This is a genomic window from Amycolatopsis rhabdoformis (assembly GCF_035918295.1).
In the GTDB taxonomy this organism is placed as follows: domain Bacteria; phylum Actinomycetota; class Actinomycetes; order Mycobacteriales; family Pseudonocardiaceae; genus Amycolatopsis; species Amycolatopsis rhabdoformis.
The window spans coordinates 5,367,396-5,383,122 of record NZ_CP142149.1 but is presented as its reverse complement, the minus strand read 5'-3'; the positions used below and the strand labels follow the sequence as shown (position 1 = coordinate 5,383,122).

Here is a 15,727-nt window from a genome sequence, read left to right as displayed (position 1 = left end):
CTAGTGCGCCACGGGGGCCGTCAGCGCGCCGTTCCGGGACTCGAAGGTGCAGACCGCCGAGTGCCCGCGGTGCTGCCACGTCCCTTCATCCGGGTAGTACACGGCCATGACCAGATCCGAAGGCGGCGTGGTGGCCGCGAAGAAGTTCCTCTGCTCGGCCTCGCAGAAAAACCGGGCCTGGTCCGACAGCGTCTGGTCGCCGGGGTAGACGTCGGTGTCGTCGCCCGGCAGCACGACCAGCCCGTAGATCTCGGAGTGGTGCGGCTTGTCGCACGGGACCTTCTCGATGTTGCTGGTCAGCTCGTCGTAGGTGGTGAAGCACTGGCCCTTCTGCGCCGCGAAGACGCTGTTGCTCGCGGCGGGGACGGCGACTGCGGCCTTGTCGCCGGCGGGCGCCAAGCTGACGATCACCACCGCGGCGATGAGGACGAGCACCCACGCACCGCTGATGCTGAGGCCCGCGATCGCCAGACCCCGGCCACGCTGGCCGGTGCGCCGTGTCTTGACCAGCGCGATGATCCCGAAGATCACGCTCAGCACCACGGTGGCCGGCAGGAACGCCAGCACCAGTGACGTGATGGCGAAGCCGTTGGTGGTGGTCCCGGTCACCCGCGGCGGCGGGGGCGGCAGCGGCGCGTCCTCGTAGCTCGGCCCCGTCGGCTGGGGCGGCAGGACAGATTCGGACATGAGGGTCCCCTGATTTTCTCTGTGGAATCCCCCGACCCGACGAGGATCCTAACCGGTGCCAGATCGCCTGCGCGACAACAATTCAGGCAAGACCAGCGTCGGCACGGAGCACCCCGCCGGCGCTGTGAAATCCGAAGTGGACACCGAGGGGCTCCTGCGGCTGCTGGAAAGCGGCGCGCCGGACGGGCTGCCGATCGTCGCGCCCGGCGCGCCGTGATCCGCTAGTGCACCACCGGGGCCGTCAGCAGCCCTGATTTCGCCTTCAGCGTGCAGACGACCGAGTGGTCCTGGCTCTGCCACGTTCCGGCCGACGGGTAGTACTCGGCCGTCACGAGGTCCGCCGGCTTCTCGGCGTCGACGAAGTAGCCCGACTGCGCGGTGGTGCAGTACTGGCGGCTCGTGGTGGCCAGGGATTCCTCGCCGGGGTAGGTGTCGGACTCCGGCAGCGGCACGACGGCGTAGATCTCGTCGGCGTGCGCGACGTCGCACGAGACCTTGGTGACGTCGCCGGTCGCCTTGTCGTAGCCGGTGAAGCATTCGCCCTGCTCGGCCGAGAAGAGGCTGTTGCCGCCGTTCACCACCGCGTTGACCGCCGCGTCTTCGCTGCTCGACTCGGACGAGGCGCCGGCGGTGATGAAGAGCACCACCACCCAGGCGCAGCTGAGCCCGATCCCCGCGAGGGCGAGCGGTCGGCCGCCGTCGCCGGTCTGCCGGATCTGCCGCAGCGCGACGACCCCGAAGATCACGCTCAGCAGCAGGCTGATGCCGGGGATCGCCAAGGCGAAGCCGAAGAGCACCTTCAGCACCGGCACGACGCCCAGGACCAGCGAGGTGATCGCGAGGCCGTTGGTCTTGCCGGTCGCGGGCGGCGGTGGCGGCGGTGGCGCGTCCTGGTAGCTCGGCCCCGTCGGCTGGGGCGGCAGGACAGATTCGGACATACGGGTCCCCTGAGTTTCTCCGTGGAATCCCCCGACCCGACAAAGATCCTAACTGGTGCCAGACGACCGAGTTACAACAATTCAGGCAAGACGAGCACGGCATTGCTCCGGCCATCGACCCCGGCGGGTCCGAAGTGGACATCGCGAGGCTCCTGTGGCTGCTGGAAAGCGCCGGGCGGGTTGACGATCGCGGTGAAGCACTGGCCCTTCTGCGTCGCGAAGATGCTGTAGGGACTGTCGGCGCCGTTGCCGGGCACGAAGACGCCGGTCGCGACGGCGAGGACGATGACGATCAACCACGCGCCGCTGAGGGAGAGTCCGCGATCGCCAGACCTCGGCCGCGCCGGCCGTAGCGCCGGATCGGGATCAGCGCGAGGATCCCGAAGATCACGCTCAGCAGCACGTTGATCGGCAGGAACGCCAGCACCAGCGCCGCGGTGGCGAAGCCGCTGGTCTTCGCCGGCGCGATCTCGCTCCGGGCTTCAGGCAAGACCCGCATCGTGCACGAGGATGGCCACCTGCGTGCGGTTGGCGGCCTCCACTTTGGACATGATCCGCCCCAGGTGCACCTTCACCGTCGCCTCGCTCACGCCGAGGTGGCCGGCGATCACCGCGTTGCTCCAGCCCTCGGCCACGGCCACCGCGACCTCCCGCTCGCGCGAGGTCAACGCGGTCAGCCGCGCCTTCGCGCTCTCCACGGCCCCGCCCGTGGCGAACTCGCCGAGCAGCCGCCGCGTCACGGCCGGTGAGAGCATCGCCTCGCCGCGGCGGACCACGTGCACGGCATTGACCAGGTCGCGCGGGGGAGTGTCCTTGAGCAGGAAGCCGGTGGCGCCGCGGCGCAGCGCGGTGTGCACGTACTCGTCGAGGTCGAACGTGGTCAGCACGACCACCGCCGGCGCGTCGGGCAGTGCGGTGACCACGCGGGTCACCTCGAGGCCGTCGACGCCGGGCATCTGGATGTCGGTGAGCACCACATCGGGCCGGTGCTCCGCCACGAGGTCCGCGACGCCCTTGCCGTCGCCGGCCTCGGCGACCACGCGGATCTCCGGATCCGATTCGAGGATCATGCGGATGCCGCTGCGCACGAGCACCTCGTCGTCGAGCAGCAGGACCTTGATCACCGCGGAACCCTCCATCTCACCCTCCACTCGCGAGCGGGAACACCGCGCGCACCACGTAGTCGCCCGTGCCGTCGGGGCCGGCCCGCAGCGCGCCGCCGGCGAGCGTCACGCGTTCGCGCATGCCGATCACGCCGTAGCCGGAGCTGGGCAGGCCCGCGGAAGCGCCGAGGGCGTTGGCCACCTCGACCACGAGCTTGCCGCTGTCGAGCGACAGCCGGACGCGGATCGGTGCGCCCGGCGCGTGTTTCGCGGCGTTGGTGAGCGATTCCTGCACGATCCGGTACGCGGCCCGCCCGACCTTCTCCGGCACCTGCGGCAGGGGATCGGGCACCTGCGTGTCGACCTCCGCGCCGGCCGCGGCGAGATCACCCGCGAGCTGCGCGACGCCGTCGAGCGTGGGGCTGGGCAGCGACTTCGGTTCGGTGAGGTCTTCGCGCAGCACCTTCAGGATGTCGCGCAGCTCGGTGAGCGCGGCCGCGCTCGACTCGCGGATCACCTCGGCCAGCCGGCCGGTCTCCTCGTCGGGCGCGCGCATCGACAGCGCCCCGGCCTGCAGCGCGACGATGCTCACGCGGTGGGCCACCACGTCGTGCATCTCGCGCGCGATCCGCCGGCGCTCGGCCGTCACGGCGCGTTCGGCCAGCAGGTCGCGCTCGCGTTCGGCCTGGTCGGCGCGGTCGCTCACCGCCTCGAGCAGCACCGCGCGCTGGTGCATCCAGAGCCCGGCCAGCAGCGGCAGTAGCGTCATCAGCGCCGCGACGAAGCCGATGATTTCCCAGGCCTGCAGGTCACCGGGCTGGTAGGTGACGAGCACCAGCGCCACGTCGGCGACCGTGGCCACCACCGTCGGCCACTTCGGGCCACGGCGGGCGGCGACGGTGTAGAGGGTGAAGAACGTGGCGAGTTGCGCGGGCGGCGCGAACCAGGCCAGCCCCGCCATCGCCAGCATCGTGGCCAGCGGGAACCGCCGCCGCAGCAGCAACAGCACGAGCACGGCCACGATCACGAGCTGCCACCACGCCGGTCGGGACACGCCGCTGAGTGCCTCCAGCGCTAGCGCGCCGGCCACGGCGATCGCGAGGCAGGCGTCGAGCAGCAGCAGTCGCACGGCGATCACCGTACGACTTTCCGGTTACGCCCTTCGAGCTGCCCGGCCGATGTGCGCGCGGCCGTGGCGCCGCCAGGGTGGACGCATGGTGAAAACGATCGTGAAAACCGCGGCGGTGGCGAGCCTGGCGGCAGTGCTGGCGGCCGGAACCGCGACCGCCGCCCCGGCCGATCCCGCCGCACCCGGCGCGCTGAGCGCGGGCGAGCGGCTGTTCCCCGGCCTCGGCAACGGCGGCTACGACGCCCGCGACTACGACGTGTCCCTCGACTACCGGCCCGGCGTGACCACGATGGCCGCGACCGTGACGATGCGGGCCGTCGCCACGCAGTCGCTGTCGTCCTTCGGGCTCGACTCGGCCGTGGCGCGGATCGACTCGGTCGAGGTGGACGGCGCGGCGGCGGAGTTCACCACGCAGGGCGAAAAGCTCGTGGTCACGCCCGCGCGGCCGCTGCGCAAGGGCGTGCCGTTCACCGTGCGCATCGGCTACCTGGCCGACCGCGCCAAGAGCCCGCAGTCGCCCGCGACCGGTGTCCAGTTGCCGCCCGACCTCGCGGAGGCCGTCGGCGTCTGGCAGAACACGCCGGACGGCTTCGCGGTGATGGGCCAGACCGACCGTGAGCACGCGGTGTTCCCGTCCGACGACGTGCCGGGCGACCCGGCCACCTACACCCTGCGGATCGCCACCCCGGCCGACGTACAGGGCGTCGGCAGCGGCACGCTCGTGGGCAAGCACCGCGTGGGCGACCGTGTGACCTCGGTCTTCCGTGTCGGCCGGCCCACGGCCACCGACGTGGTGCAGTTCGCCGCCGGCCACTTCACCGAGGTGGACCAGGTCGGCCCGCACGGGCTGCCGGTGCGCAGCTACGTGACCACGGCGGCGAAGCCGGCCGCGCTCGACACCGCGCGCGAGACACCGGGGATCATCGCGTGGCTCGAACAGCGCCTCGGCCGGCCGTACCCGTACGCGAGCGCCGGCACCCTCGGCGTGAACCGGATCTACGGCGGCGGCGTCGCGCTGGAGACCGCGGCGATGCCGACCTACAGCGCCTTGTCGCTGGAGCACCACGAGACGGTGTCGACCATGGCGCACGAGCTCACCCACGAGTACTTCGGCGACGCCGTGCCGGTGCGCCACTGGGACGACATGTGGCTGAGCGAGGGCCACGCCACCTACTACCAGGACCTCTACGACTCCGAGCACGGTGGCACGCCGTTCGACGAAAAGGCCGAATCGGGCTACGCGCAGAACAACGAGATCCTCGCGCAGAACGGCCCGGTCGCCCACCAGACCTTCCCGACCGGCGTGATGTTCGGCACCGACCTCGGCGGCAAGCTCACGCTCTACGCGCTGCGCGGCCTCGTCGGTCAGGCGACCTTCGACCGCATCGAGCGCACGTTCTTCGACGAGTTCCAGGGCCGCCCGGCCGCCACGCAGGACTACGTCGCCGTGGCCGAGCGCGTTTCCGGGCGCGACCTCGGCACGTTTTTTCACGACTGGCTCTACGGGTCCACCACCCCGGCGATGCCGGGCCACCCCGAGTGGAAGGCGTGAGATGACCGGCGATCCGGATTGGTGACCGACCTCGGATCTCCCGAGGACCATGCCGAGCCCACGCCACCGATGTGAGAATCGCGGTATGGCTGAATTGGTGGCGGCATTGGACGTGGGCGGCACGACCGTGAAGGCGGCCCTGCTCGACGGCGATCTCAACGCGCTCGCGACGACCCGGGTGCCCACGGCGAAGAGCGCCGACGGCACGGCCCTGGCCGAGCAGGTGGCCGACGTGGTGTCCTCGCTCGCCGAGCAGGCCGGCACGGGGTCGCCGGGCGCCGTCGGCGTGGTGGTGCCGGGCATCATCGACGAGGAGGCCCGCGTCGCGCGCTTCTCGGCCAACCTCGACTGGCGCGACGTGCCGTTCGGCGAGCTGCTGGAAAACCGGCTGGGCCTGCCGGTGGCGTTCGGCCACGACGTGAGCGCGGGCGGCCTGGCCGAGTTCCGCGTGGGCGCGGGCACGGGCTGCACCGACGCGGCGTTCGTGGCCGTGGGCACCGGGATCGCGGCCGCGCTGCTGCTCGACGGCCGGCTCTACCGGGCCCACGGGCTGGCCGGCGAGGTCGGCCACATCGACGTGGGCCACCGCATCGTGTGCGGCTGCGGCGCCACGGGCTGCCTCGAGGCGATCTCCTCGGCGTCGGCCATCGCCCGCCGCTACACCGAACGCACCGGCCGCCCGGCCGACGGCGCCCAGCCCGTGGTCGACGCCGCCCGCCACGGCGACGAAGCCGCGATCGCCGTGGTGTCCGACGCGCTCGACGGCCTCGGCCACGGCCTCAAGACACTGCTGACGCTGCTCGCACCCGAGGTGATCGTGCTCGGCGGCGGCCTGTTCACGGCCGCGGACTACGTGCTGGACCCGGTGCGCGAGTACCTGGCCGCGGCGTTGACCTTCCAGCGGATGCCGGAGCTGCGGGTGGCTTCGCTGGGTGATGAAGCCGGGCGGCTGGGTGCGGGGCTGCTGGCGCTGGACCGGCTGCGCAGCCGCTGACACCATCTGACCGGAGCCGAGGCGCGCCGCATCAGGCGAGCGAACGCCGGAACGCCGGCTCGGCAATCGGGACGCGGGCGACAACCGGGGACATCCCGCCTGTGCTGAGATGGTCGCGTGGGCGAGACGAGATCAGGCGGCCGGCACCGGGAATTCGCGTGGTTGTGGGTCTGGTTGGCCCTGGTGCTCAGCATCGCGGTGGGCACCGGGGTCGCCGTTCTGCTCTGGGGCGCCACCCGGGCCGAACACCGCGACGCCTTCGACACCGGCTGGAAGAGCGCCGCCGCGGTGCTGGCGATCCTCGCCGCCGTGGTCACCGTGGAACGGCTGCGCCTCGGCCAGCGTGAGCACCACCGGCAGCTCGCGGCCGATCGGGCGAAGCAGGACGCCGATCGGGCCGCGCAGATCACCGACTTGTCCGCCAAAGCCGGCGAACAACTCGGGAGCGACAAGGCCGCGGTGCGCATCGGCGGGCTCACCGACCTGGAGCGCCTCGCGCAGTCCTACCCCGACCTGCGCCAGACCGTGGTCGATCGGATCTGTGCGTACCTGCGCGCGCCGTACCGGCTGCCAACCGGTGACGAGGTCGCACGGTCGGACGGCGGCGCGGCCGATGCGGAGATCGCGGCCCGCCGGCTGGAGTTGGACGTGCGGCGGACCGCGCAGCAGGTCCTGAAACGTCATCTTCGGTGGGAGGACAAGGCCGAAGGCGCTCCGGCGAGCTTTTGGGACGGCGTCACCCTGGATCTGCGTGACGCGGTGCTGCACGAGTTCGACCTCGGTGGAGCTCGCCTCGCTTCGGCCGACTTCCGCAACGCCAGGTTCTCCGGACCCACCTCCTTCGAACGCGTGTCCTTGACGCACGAAGCGTTGTTCACCGGAGCGGTGTTCGCCGGGCGCACCACCTTCGACAACGCCGCTTTCGCCGACGAGGCCTGGTTCGATCAGGTGTCGTTCGCCGAGTACACCTGGTTCGGCAGCGCCTCGTTCGAGGCAACCGCCTTGTTCAGGCACACGACGTTCGGCGAAGAAGCGGTGTTCAGCGGAGCGTCTTTCGCGGACACGTGTTCGTTCGCCGGCGTCGAGTTCGGTGGGGCCGCGGTGTTCGCGAGGGCGTCGTTCGCGCAGGACTCCTCGTTCAAGGGAGCGTCGTTCGCCAAGTCGCCGGTGTTCGACCGCGCGTCGTTCCGCGCACTGGTGACCTTCTCCGAAGCCACTGTCACCGATGCCGAAGACCCGCCCGAATGGCCGACCGGGCGGGCCGAACCGCAGGTGCCGGTGGTCGCGGAGAGCGCAGTTCTGCCCGAGAACTGACCAAGAGCCCGGTTTCCCGCCCGGACAAGCGAAAACGGGCGGGTGCGACATCGTCGGCACACCCGCCCGTCTCCGGAAAGGAAGTGGCCGGCGCAACAACGCTGGTGCGCCGGCCACTCCGGTCAGGCGATCGGCCGGTCCGTCGGCGCGATCGGGGCCGGGAGCACACCCCGGCCGGTGAGGAAGGCGTCGACGCCCGCGGCGCACGAGCGGCCTTCCGCGATGGCCCACACGATCAGCGACTGGCCGCGGCCCATGTCACCGGCCACGAACACGTTGTCCACGCTGGTCCGGAAATCGCGGTCGCGCACCACGTTGCCGCGCTGGTCGAGGTCCACGCCGAGGTTTTCCAGCAGGCCTTCCTTCTGCGGCCCGAGGAACCCCATCGCCAGCAGCACGAGCTGCGCGGGCAGCTCGGTCTCGGTGCCTTCGACGGGCACGAACTTGCCGCCCTCGTTGCGCACCTCCACGAGCTTCAGCGCGCGCACGCGGCCGTCGGCGTCGGCCACGAACTCCTGCGTGTTCACCGAATACAGGCGCTCGCCGCCCTCTTCGTGGGCCGAGGACACGCGGTAGATCATCGGGTACGTCGGCCACGGGTGCGCGTCCGAACGAGACTCCGGCGGCCGCGGCATGATCTCCAGCTGCGTCACCGAACGCGCGCCCTGGCGGTGCGAAGTGCCGACGCAGTCCGCGCCCGTGTCGCCGCCGCCGATGACCACGACGTCGAGGCCCTCGGCCGAGTAGGGCACCGTGTCGAGGTCACCCGAGGCGACGCGGTTGGCCGGCGGCAGGAACTCCATCGCCTGCAGGATGCCGTCGTGCTCACGGCCGTCGATCGGCAGGTCGCGCCACGCGGTCGCGCCGCCGGCCAGCACCACGGCGTCGTGCGAAGACCGCAGCTCCTCGACCGTGAGGTCCACGCCGACGTTCACCGACGTGCGGAACTCCGTGCCCTCGGCTCGCATCTGGTCGAGCCGGCGGTCGAGGCGGTGCTTCTCCATCTTGAACTCGGGGATGCCGAAGCGCAGCAGCCCGCCGATCTTGTCGGCCCGCTCGTAGACCACCACGCTGTGGCCCGCTCGCGTGAGCTGCTGCGCCGCGGCGAGCCCGGACGGCCCGGAACCGACGACGGCGACCTTCTTGCCCGTCTTCGCCACCGGGATCTGCGGCGTGACCCAGCCCTCGGCGAAGGCCCGGTCGATGATGGAGATCTCGACCCGCTTGATCGTGACCGGGTCGTCGTTGATGCCGAGCACACACGCGGTTTCGCACGGCGCCGGGCACAGCGTGCCGGTGAACTCCGGGAAGTTGTTGGTGGCGTGCAGCCGCTCGGCCGCCTCCTGCCAGTCTTCCCGCCACACCAGCGTGTTCCACTCCGGGATCAGGTTCCCGAGCGGACAGCCCTGGTGGCAGAACGGGATGCCGCAGTCCATGCAGCGTCCGGCCTGCTTCTCCAGCTTCGTCGACGCGAAGTCCTCGTAGACCTCACGCCAGTCCATCAGCCGCAGATCCACCGGCCGGCGCTTCGGTTCTTCGCGGGTGGTGGTCAGAAAGCCCTTGGGGTCAGCCATGTGCGGCCTCCGTGTCTTGCGGGATACCCGCACCCAGTCGGCACTCATAGCCGGCTTCGCGATTATCAGCCATGAGCTGCCTCCATGATCGCCTCGTTCACATCACGCCCGTCCCGCTCGGCCTGAACCTGAGCGGCGAGCACACGCTTGTAGTCCTTCGGCATGACCTTGCCGAACCGGTCGACGGCCGCGTCCCAGTCGGCGAGCAGTTCGCGCGCCACGGCGGATTCCGTTTCGTTGTAGTGCTTTTCCACGGTCTCGCGCAGGAAGTCCGTGTCGTCGGAGTCGAGCGGGTCGATGTCCACCATCTCCGGGTTCACGCGGTGCGCCGGCAGGTCGAGCACGTACGCGACGCCGCCCGACATGCCGGCCGCGAAGTTGCGCCCGATACCGCCGAGCACCACCATGCGTCCGCCGGTCATGTACTCGCCGCCGTGGTCACCCACGCCCTCGACCACGGCCAGCGCGCCGGAGTTGCGCACGCAGAAGCGCTCGCCGACCTTGCCGCGGATGAAGATCTCACCGCTCGTGGCGCCGTAGGCGATCACGTTGCCGGCGATGATGTGGTCCTCGGCCGCGAACGAGACCTCCGCCGGCGGCCGCACGATCAGCCGGCCGCCCGAAAGACCCTTGCCCACGTAGTCGTTGCCGTCGCCGATGAGCCGCAGCGTGATGCCCTTCGGCACGAACGCGCCGAACGACTGGCCTGCGGTCCCGGTGAACGTGACGTCGATCGTGTCGTCCGGCAGGCCTTCGCCGCCCCACTTCTTCGTCAGTTCCGAGCCCAGCATCGTGCCGACGGTGCGGTTCACGTTGCGCACCGGCAGCTCGAGCCGCACCTTGTCACCCGCGGACAGCGCGCCCTCGGCGAGCTGGATCAGCGTGTTGTCCAGCGCCTTGTCGAGCCCGTGGTCCTGTTTCACGACCTGGTGGCGCGCCGCGCGCGGGGCCAGCTCGGGCACGTGGAAGATCGGCGACAGGTCGAGCCCGGCCGCCTTCCAGTGGTCCACGGCCTTGCGCTTGTCGAGCACCTCGGCGTGGCCCACGGCCTCTTCGATGGACCGGAAACCCAGCTCCGCCAGGTACTCCCGCACTTCCTGGGCGATGAACTCGAAGAAGTTCACCACGTACTCGGCCTTGCCGCTGAACTTCTCGCGCAGCTTGGGGTTCTGCGTCGCGACGCCCACCGGACAGGTGTCGAGGTGGCACACGCGCATCATGATGCAGCCCGAAACCACCAGCGGCGCCGTCGCGAACCCGAACTCCTCGGCGCCGAGCAGCGCGGCGATCACCACGTCCCGGCCGGTCTTGAGCTGGCCGTCGGTCTGCACCACGATGCGGTCGCGCAGCCGGTTGGCCAGCAGCGTCTGCTGCGTCTCGGCCAGGCCCAGCTCCCACGGTCCGCCGGCGTGCTTGATCGAGGACAGCGGCGAAGCGCCGGTGCCGCCGTCGTGGCCCGAGATGAGCACCACGTCGGCGTGGGCCTTGGACACACCCGCCGCGACCGTGCCGACGCCGACCTCGGACACGAGCTTCACGTGGATGCGCGCGGCCGGGTTGGCGTTCTTGAGGTCGTGGACCAGCTGGGCGAGGTCCTCGATCGAGTAGATGTCGTGGTGCGGCGGCGGCGAGATCAGGCCGACGCCCGGTGTCGAGTACCGCGTCTTCGCGATCCACGGGTACACCTTCGCGCCGGGCAGCTGCCCGCCTTCGCCGGGCTTCGCGCCCTGCGCCATCTTGATCTGGATGTCGTCGGCGTTCACGAGGTACTCGCTCGTCACACCGAAGCGGCCGGAAGCGACCTGCTTCACGGCGCTGCGCCGCTCCGGGTCGTAGAGCCGTTCGGCGTCCTCGCCGCCCTCGCCGGTGTTGGACTTGCCGCCGAGGCGGTTCATCGCGATCGCCAGCGTCTGGTGCATCTCCATCGAGATCGAGCCGTAGGAGATGGCGCCGGTCGCGAAGCGCTTCACGATCTCCGAGACCGGTTCGACCTCTTCGATCGGCACCGCCGGGCGCTCGCCGACCTTGAAGTCGAACAGCCCGCGCAGCGTCTGCAGCTTCTCGGACTGGTCGTTCACGGCCTTCGTGTACTCCTTGAAGACCTCGTACTTCCCGCTGCGCGTGGAGTGCTGCAACTTGAACACCGTCTGCGGGTTGAACAGGTGCGGCTCGCCTTCGCGCCGCCACTGGTAGTCCGCGCCGGTCTCGAGCTCGCGGTGGCTCGCGCGCACGCCGTCGGTCGGGAAGGCCCGGCGGTGGCGCTGGGAGACCTCCTCGGCGATCGTGTCGAACCCGACGCCGCCGAGCCGTGAGGTGGTGGCGGTGAAACAGGTGTCGACGATGTCGGAGCCCAGGCCCACGGCCTCGAAGATCTGCGCACCGGTGTAGGACGCGACGGTCGAGACGCCCATTTTGGACATCGTCTTGCGCACGCCCTTGCCCAGCGCCTTGATCAGGTTCGCGGTCGCCTGCTTCGCGCTGACGCCCGGGATCAGGCCCTGGTGGGCCATCTCCTCGACCGTCGCCATCGCGAGGTACGGGTTCACCGCGGCCGCGCCGTAGCCCACGAGCAGCGCGATGTGGTGCACCTCGCGCGCGTCGCCGGCCTCCACGATGAGGCCCACCTGCGTGCGCGTCTTCTCCCGCACGAGGTGGTGGTGCACGGCACCGGTGAGCAGCAGCGACGGGATGGCCGCGTGGTTCTCGTCCACGCCGCGGTCGGACAGCACGATCAGCCGCGCGCCGTCCTCGATGGCCTCGGACACCTCGCTGCGGATCTCGTCGAGCCGCTGCAGCAGCGCTTCGCCGCCGCCGTGCACGTTGTAGCGGCCGAGCACGGTCACGGCCTGGAACTCGGGCAGGTTGCCGTCGTCGTTCACGTGCACCAGCTTGGCGAGCTGGTCGTTGTCCAGCACCGGGAACGGCAGCGCGATGCGCCGGCACGACGCCGCACTCGCCACCAGCAGGTTGGGCTCGGCGCCGACCTGCGTCCCCAGCGCCGTGATCAGCTCCTCGCGGATCGAGTCGAGCGGCGGGTTCGTGACCTGCGCGAACAGCTGGATGAAGTAGTCGAACAGCGGCCGCGCCCGCGAAGACAGCGGTGCGAGCGGCGAGTCGTTGCCCATCGAGCCGATCGGTTCCGCGCCGGTGCGGGCCATCGGCTCGAGAACGGCTTCGAGCTCTTCCTCGGTGTAGCCGAAGGACTGCTGGCGGCGCACCAGGGCCGCGTGCAGCGGCACCTCACGGTCGCGCTCGGGCAGCTCTTCCAGGCGCAGCAGGCCGTTGTCCACCCACTCGTCGTACGGGTGCGCGGTGGCGAGCTGGCCCTTGATCTCCTCGTCCTCGATGATCCGGCCCTCGACGGTGTCCACGAGGAACATGCGGCCCGGCTCGAGCCGGCCCTTGCGCACGATCGTCGACTGGTCGAGCTCCAGCACGCCGACCTCGCTGGCGAGCACCACGAGACCGTCGTCGGTGACCCAGTAGCGGCCCGGGCGCAGGCCGTTGCGGTCGAGCACCGCGCCGATCTGCGCGCCGTCGGTGAACGCCACCAGCGCAGGCCCGTCCCACGGCTCCATGAGCGTGGAGTGGAACTCGTAGAACGCCCGGCGCGCGGGGTCCATTTCCTGGTGGTTCTCCCAGGCCTCGGGGATCATCATGAGCACCGAGTGAGGCAGCGAACGGCCGCCGAGGTGCAGCAGCTCCAGCACCTCGTCGAACGAAGCCGAGTCACTGGCCCCGCGCGTGATGACCGGGTAGATGCGCTTGAGGTCGCCGGGGATGAGATCCGTCTCCAGCAGCGCCTCGCGGGCGTCCATCCAGTTGCGGTTGCCCTTGAGGGTGTTGATTTCGCCGTTGTGCGCCACGTAGCGGTACGGGTGCGCGAGCGGCCACGACGGGAAGGTGTTGGTGGAGAAGCGCGAGTGCACGAGGCCGATGGCACTCGTCACGCGCTCGTCCTGCAGGTCGAGGAAGAACCGCTCGACCTGGTCCTCGGTGAGCATTCCTTTGTAGACGATGGTGCGCGAGGACAGCGACGGGAAGTACACGTCGTCGTCGACGAGCTCGTGCTCGGCGCGCTTGCGCACGCAGAACGCGGAGCGCTCCAGCGCCAGGCCGTCGCGGTTGTGCCGGCGTCCGGCCAGGAACAGCTGGGTGAAGTGCGGCCGCGTCTCACCGGCGGTCGGCCCGCACTGGGCGACGTCGACCGGCAGGTCGCGCCAGCCCACCACGCGCATGTCCTCCTCGGCGGCGATCCGCTCGATGGTGGTCATGGCGCGGCCGCGGCGCTTCTCGTCGCGGGGCAGGAACGCCGTGCCGACGGCGTAAGCGCCTTCTTCGGGCAGGTCGAAGTCCACGACCTCGCGGAAGAAGGCGTCGGGTACCTGGATCAGCAACCCGGCACCGTCGCCGGTGTCGGGTTCGGCGCCGCGAGCCCCGCGGTGCTCCAGGTTCCGCAGGGCAACCAGGGCTTTCGCCACGATCTGATGATCTCGGCGACCGGCGAGATCGGCGACGAAGGCGACCCCGCAAGCGTCGTGCTCATACGCGGGGTCGTACAGACCGGTGGTGGCCGGTTTGCTGGAACCGGAAGTGGAACGGTGGGTCACGGCTGGCCGCCTCCCAAGGCGTTGGCGCGACCGGTACTCACTCCATTGGGTGGTTCAGCACTGAACCGGTTAACGAAGTGGTCCGGAACCGCGATGGTCAGTCGGGGGAACACAGTGAAGAAGCGGAAACCGCCCGTGAGGCCGGCTCGGTCGACATCGACCGGGCTGCGGCAGGGGCGGTTCCGAAGTACAGCCGCACAGCACTGGGCGGCCACAAACTACGTCAGCGCCGCGATCTACGCCAGCGCTGTGTTTGGTCAAGACGCTGTGTTCTCAAAGACGTGTGTCCTCGATGACGCGTGTTCTCGGAGACGCTGTGGTGCTCAAGACGTGTGTTCTCGGTCTGAACTGCTCCCGGTCGAGACACGGTGTTCTCGACCGAGCTGGTGCTGTGTCGTCGATCAGCGTCGCGGCATCGTCAACGCTGTGGTGATTCGTCGGTCCAGCGGTGTTCTGGTGCTGCGCACGTGCCGTTCGGTCAGCCTGTGTGGTGGGGGCCGGCCGGGCGCGTGGTGCTGCTCCCGGGTTGGCCGGGTCTTATGACGATAGTGTGAATTCGCTGTGTTCGACATATGTCGTTGCGCGCGGGTGGGAAATGCCACGCTTACGTTGACGGCCCCCGGGGTATGCCCATATGTCGGGCCGTGCCTCCCGACCACTGGTCAGTAACCCTGCTGACCTGCGAAAACTGCTGTGCGGGCCGCGGGTTGTCCCACTGAGTGAGCTGGTTGACTGGGCCTATGAGGCGAACCGTCGATGGCTGATCGTTATCTCTCCGTGGCGAGCCCGGTACTGCACGAGATCGAGATCAAGCGTTCCCGGTTCCTCTGCGCACTGGCCCCGGTGACCGACGAGGCCGCCGCGCGGGCCGTGATCGCGGCCCGGCGCAAGGCCGAACCGGCCGCCCGCCACCACTGCCAGGCCTTCGTGCTCGGCCCCGACGGCCGCGCCCAGCGCTCCAGCGACGACGGCGAACCGGCCGGCACCGCGGGCGTCCCGATGCTGGAGGTGCTGCGCCGCCGCGAGGTCACCGACCTCGTCGCCGTGGTGTCGCGCCACTTCGGCGGCGTGCTGCTCGGGGCGGGCGGGCTGATCCGCGCCTACGGCCAGGCGGTGTCCGACGCGCTGGACGTCGCGTCCGTGGTGGAGTACCGGCGCCTGCGGCTGTTCGACGTCGAGGTGGACTACACCCGCGCCGGCCGGCTGGAGAACGACCTGCGGGCTTCGGCGTATGTGCTGCACGACACGCGGTTCGAGGCCTCGGCGCACTTCGAGATCGGCCTGGCTCCGGGGGAGGAGCCGGCGTTCGCCGCGTGGCTCGCGGACCTGACCGGCGGCACGGCGGAGGCTGTCGAACTCGGGGAGGAATGGGTGCGTTCCTGACCGGGCCCGGTGGTTTTGTGCCCTGGCACCGGGAAACCCGCTTCCGTCGTGGTGCGATCACCCTGGGGCACCGGAAATCGCGGCTCGACGGCCGGGCCGACCGCCGGTTCAGGCGGCCGTGACCGCTCCGGACCGCAGGGATTCGTTGAGCGCCACCATTCCGGCCGCGGTGAGTACGGCCAGCACTCGCCCGCCGCACGGACCTTCGACCGCGGCCTCGATGAAGCCGCGCCGCACGAGCGTGCGGGTGGTGGCCTGGTCGCAGCAGCTCAAGCCGTCGACGAACAGGTCGGGCTCGCAGCTGCAGCTGATCTCGGCGCGTCCCGACGCGACGGCTCTCAGGGTGGCCCGCTCGCGGTGGTTCAGCTCACTCGCCCGGCCGCTCTCTCGAGCGCCCGGCTGGTCGGCGTGCTGTCCGATCGGCATCGCGGTACCTCCTTCCA

Annotated in this window: 14 protein-coding genes; 5 read left to right on the top strand and 9 right to left on the bottom strand. The window is 70.4% G+C overall.

What is annotated here, in order from left to right:
- Positions 1-687: a DUF4190 domain-containing protein gene (locus VSH64_RS24565; protein ID WP_326565022.1), complete on the bottom strand. Its 687-nt coding sequence runs from the start codon at positions 685-687 to the stop codon at positions 1-3.
- Between the two features lie 55 nt (positions 688-742).
- On the opposite strand from VSH64_RS24565, the gene VSH64_RS24560 reads away from it, so the two are divergent.
- Entirely contained in the window at positions 743-904 is a 162-nt protein-coding gene (locus VSH64_RS24560) for a hypothetical protein (RefSeq protein WP_326565021.1), read from the top strand.
- A 4-nt stretch (positions 905-908) separates the two neighbouring features.
- Here the strand turns inward: VSH64_RS24560 and VSH64_RS24555 are convergent, their stop codons facing one another.
- From VSH64_RS24555 to VSH64_RS24535, 5 genes are all read right to left on the bottom strand, one after another.
- Positions 909-1,625 carry a DUF4190 domain-containing protein gene (locus VSH64_RS24555; protein WP_326565020.1) on the bottom strand — a complete coding sequence of 239 codons (717 nt, stop codon included), beginning with the start codon at positions 1,623-1,625 and terminating at the stop codon, positions 909-911.
- Positions 1,626-1,696: 71 nt separating this feature from the next.
- Positions 1,697-1,921, bottom strand: a complete 225-nt coding sequence (locus VSH64_RS24550; protein ID WP_326565019.1) for a hypothetical protein — start codon at positions 1,919-1,921, stop codon at positions 1,697-1,699.
- A complete protein-coding gene (locus VSH64_RS24545) occupies positions 1,918-2,115 on the bottom strand; it encodes a hypothetical protein (protein ID WP_326565018.1) in 198 nt (65 codons plus the stop codon). Before VSH64_RS24545 ends, VSH64_RS24550 begins: the two co-directional genes overlap by 4 nt.
- Entirely contained in the window at positions 2,108-2,764 is a 657-nt protein-coding gene (locus VSH64_RS24540) for a response regulator transcription factor (protein ID WP_326565017.1), read from the bottom strand. Before VSH64_RS24540 ends, VSH64_RS24545 begins: the two co-directional genes overlap by 8 nt.
- 1 nt (position 2,765) lies before the next feature.
- Complete coding sequence (locus VSH64_RS24535; protein ID WP_326565016.1) at positions 2,766-3,866, bottom strand: sensor histidine kinase; 1,101 nt, start codon at positions 3,864-3,866, stop codon at positions 2,766-2,768.
- A 76-nt stretch (positions 3,867-3,942) separates the two neighbouring features.
- Here VSH64_RS24535 and VSH64_RS24530 point away from each other — a divergent pair, with 76 nt between their 5' ends.
- The 3 genes from VSH64_RS24530 to VSH64_RS24520 all read left to right on the top strand — a co-directional run bounded on the left by VSH64_RS24530 (position 3,943) and on the right by VSH64_RS24520 (position 7,717).
- Entirely contained in the window at positions 3,943-5,409 is a 1,467-nt protein-coding gene (locus tag VSH64_RS24530) for a M1 family metallopeptidase (protein ID WP_326565015.1), read from the top strand.
- A gap of 85 nt (positions 5,410-5,494) precedes the next feature.
- The gene (locus VSH64_RS24525; RefSeq protein WP_326565014.1) at positions 5,495-6,403 is read left to right on the top strand and encodes an ROK family protein; all 909 of its coding nucleotides are present in this window, start codon (positions 5,495-5,497) and stop codon (positions 6,401-6,403) included.
- 117 nt (positions 6,404-6,520) lie between these two features.
- Positions 6,521-7,717, top strand: a complete 1,197-nt coding sequence (locus VSH64_RS24520) for a pentapeptide repeat-containing protein (RefSeq protein WP_326565013.1) — start codon at positions 6,521-6,523, stop codon at positions 7,715-7,717.
- 122 nt (positions 7,718-7,839) lie between these two features.
- Here the strand turns inward: VSH64_RS24520 and VSH64_RS24515 are convergent, their stop codons facing one another.
- Positions 7,840-9,291, bottom strand: a complete 1,452-nt coding sequence (locus VSH64_RS24515) for a glutamate synthase subunit beta (protein ID WP_326565012.1) — start codon at positions 9,289-9,291, stop codon at positions 7,840-7,842.
- Positions 9,292-9,356: 65 nt separating this feature from the next.
- A complete protein-coding gene (gene gltB / locus VSH64_RS24510; protein WP_326565011.1) occupies positions 9,357-13,901 on the bottom strand; it encodes a glutamate synthase large subunit in 4,545 nt (1,514 codons plus the stop codon).
- A gap of 756 nt (positions 13,902-14,657) precedes the next feature.
- Between gltB and VSH64_RS24505 the strand changes: the two genes are divergently transcribed.
- Entirely contained in the window at positions 14,658-15,284 is a 627-nt protein-coding gene (locus VSH64_RS24505; protein ID WP_326565010.1) for a YigZ family protein, read from the top strand.
- Between the two features lie 108 nt (positions 15,285-15,392).
- On the opposite strand, the gene VSH64_RS24500 is transcribed toward VSH64_RS24505, so the two are convergent.
- Positions 15,393-15,710: a hypothetical protein gene (locus VSH64_RS24500; protein WP_326565009.1), complete on the bottom strand. Its 318-nt coding sequence runs from the start codon at positions 15,708-15,710 to the stop codon at positions 15,393-15,395.
- Positions 15,711-15,727: the final 17 nt, after the last annotated feature.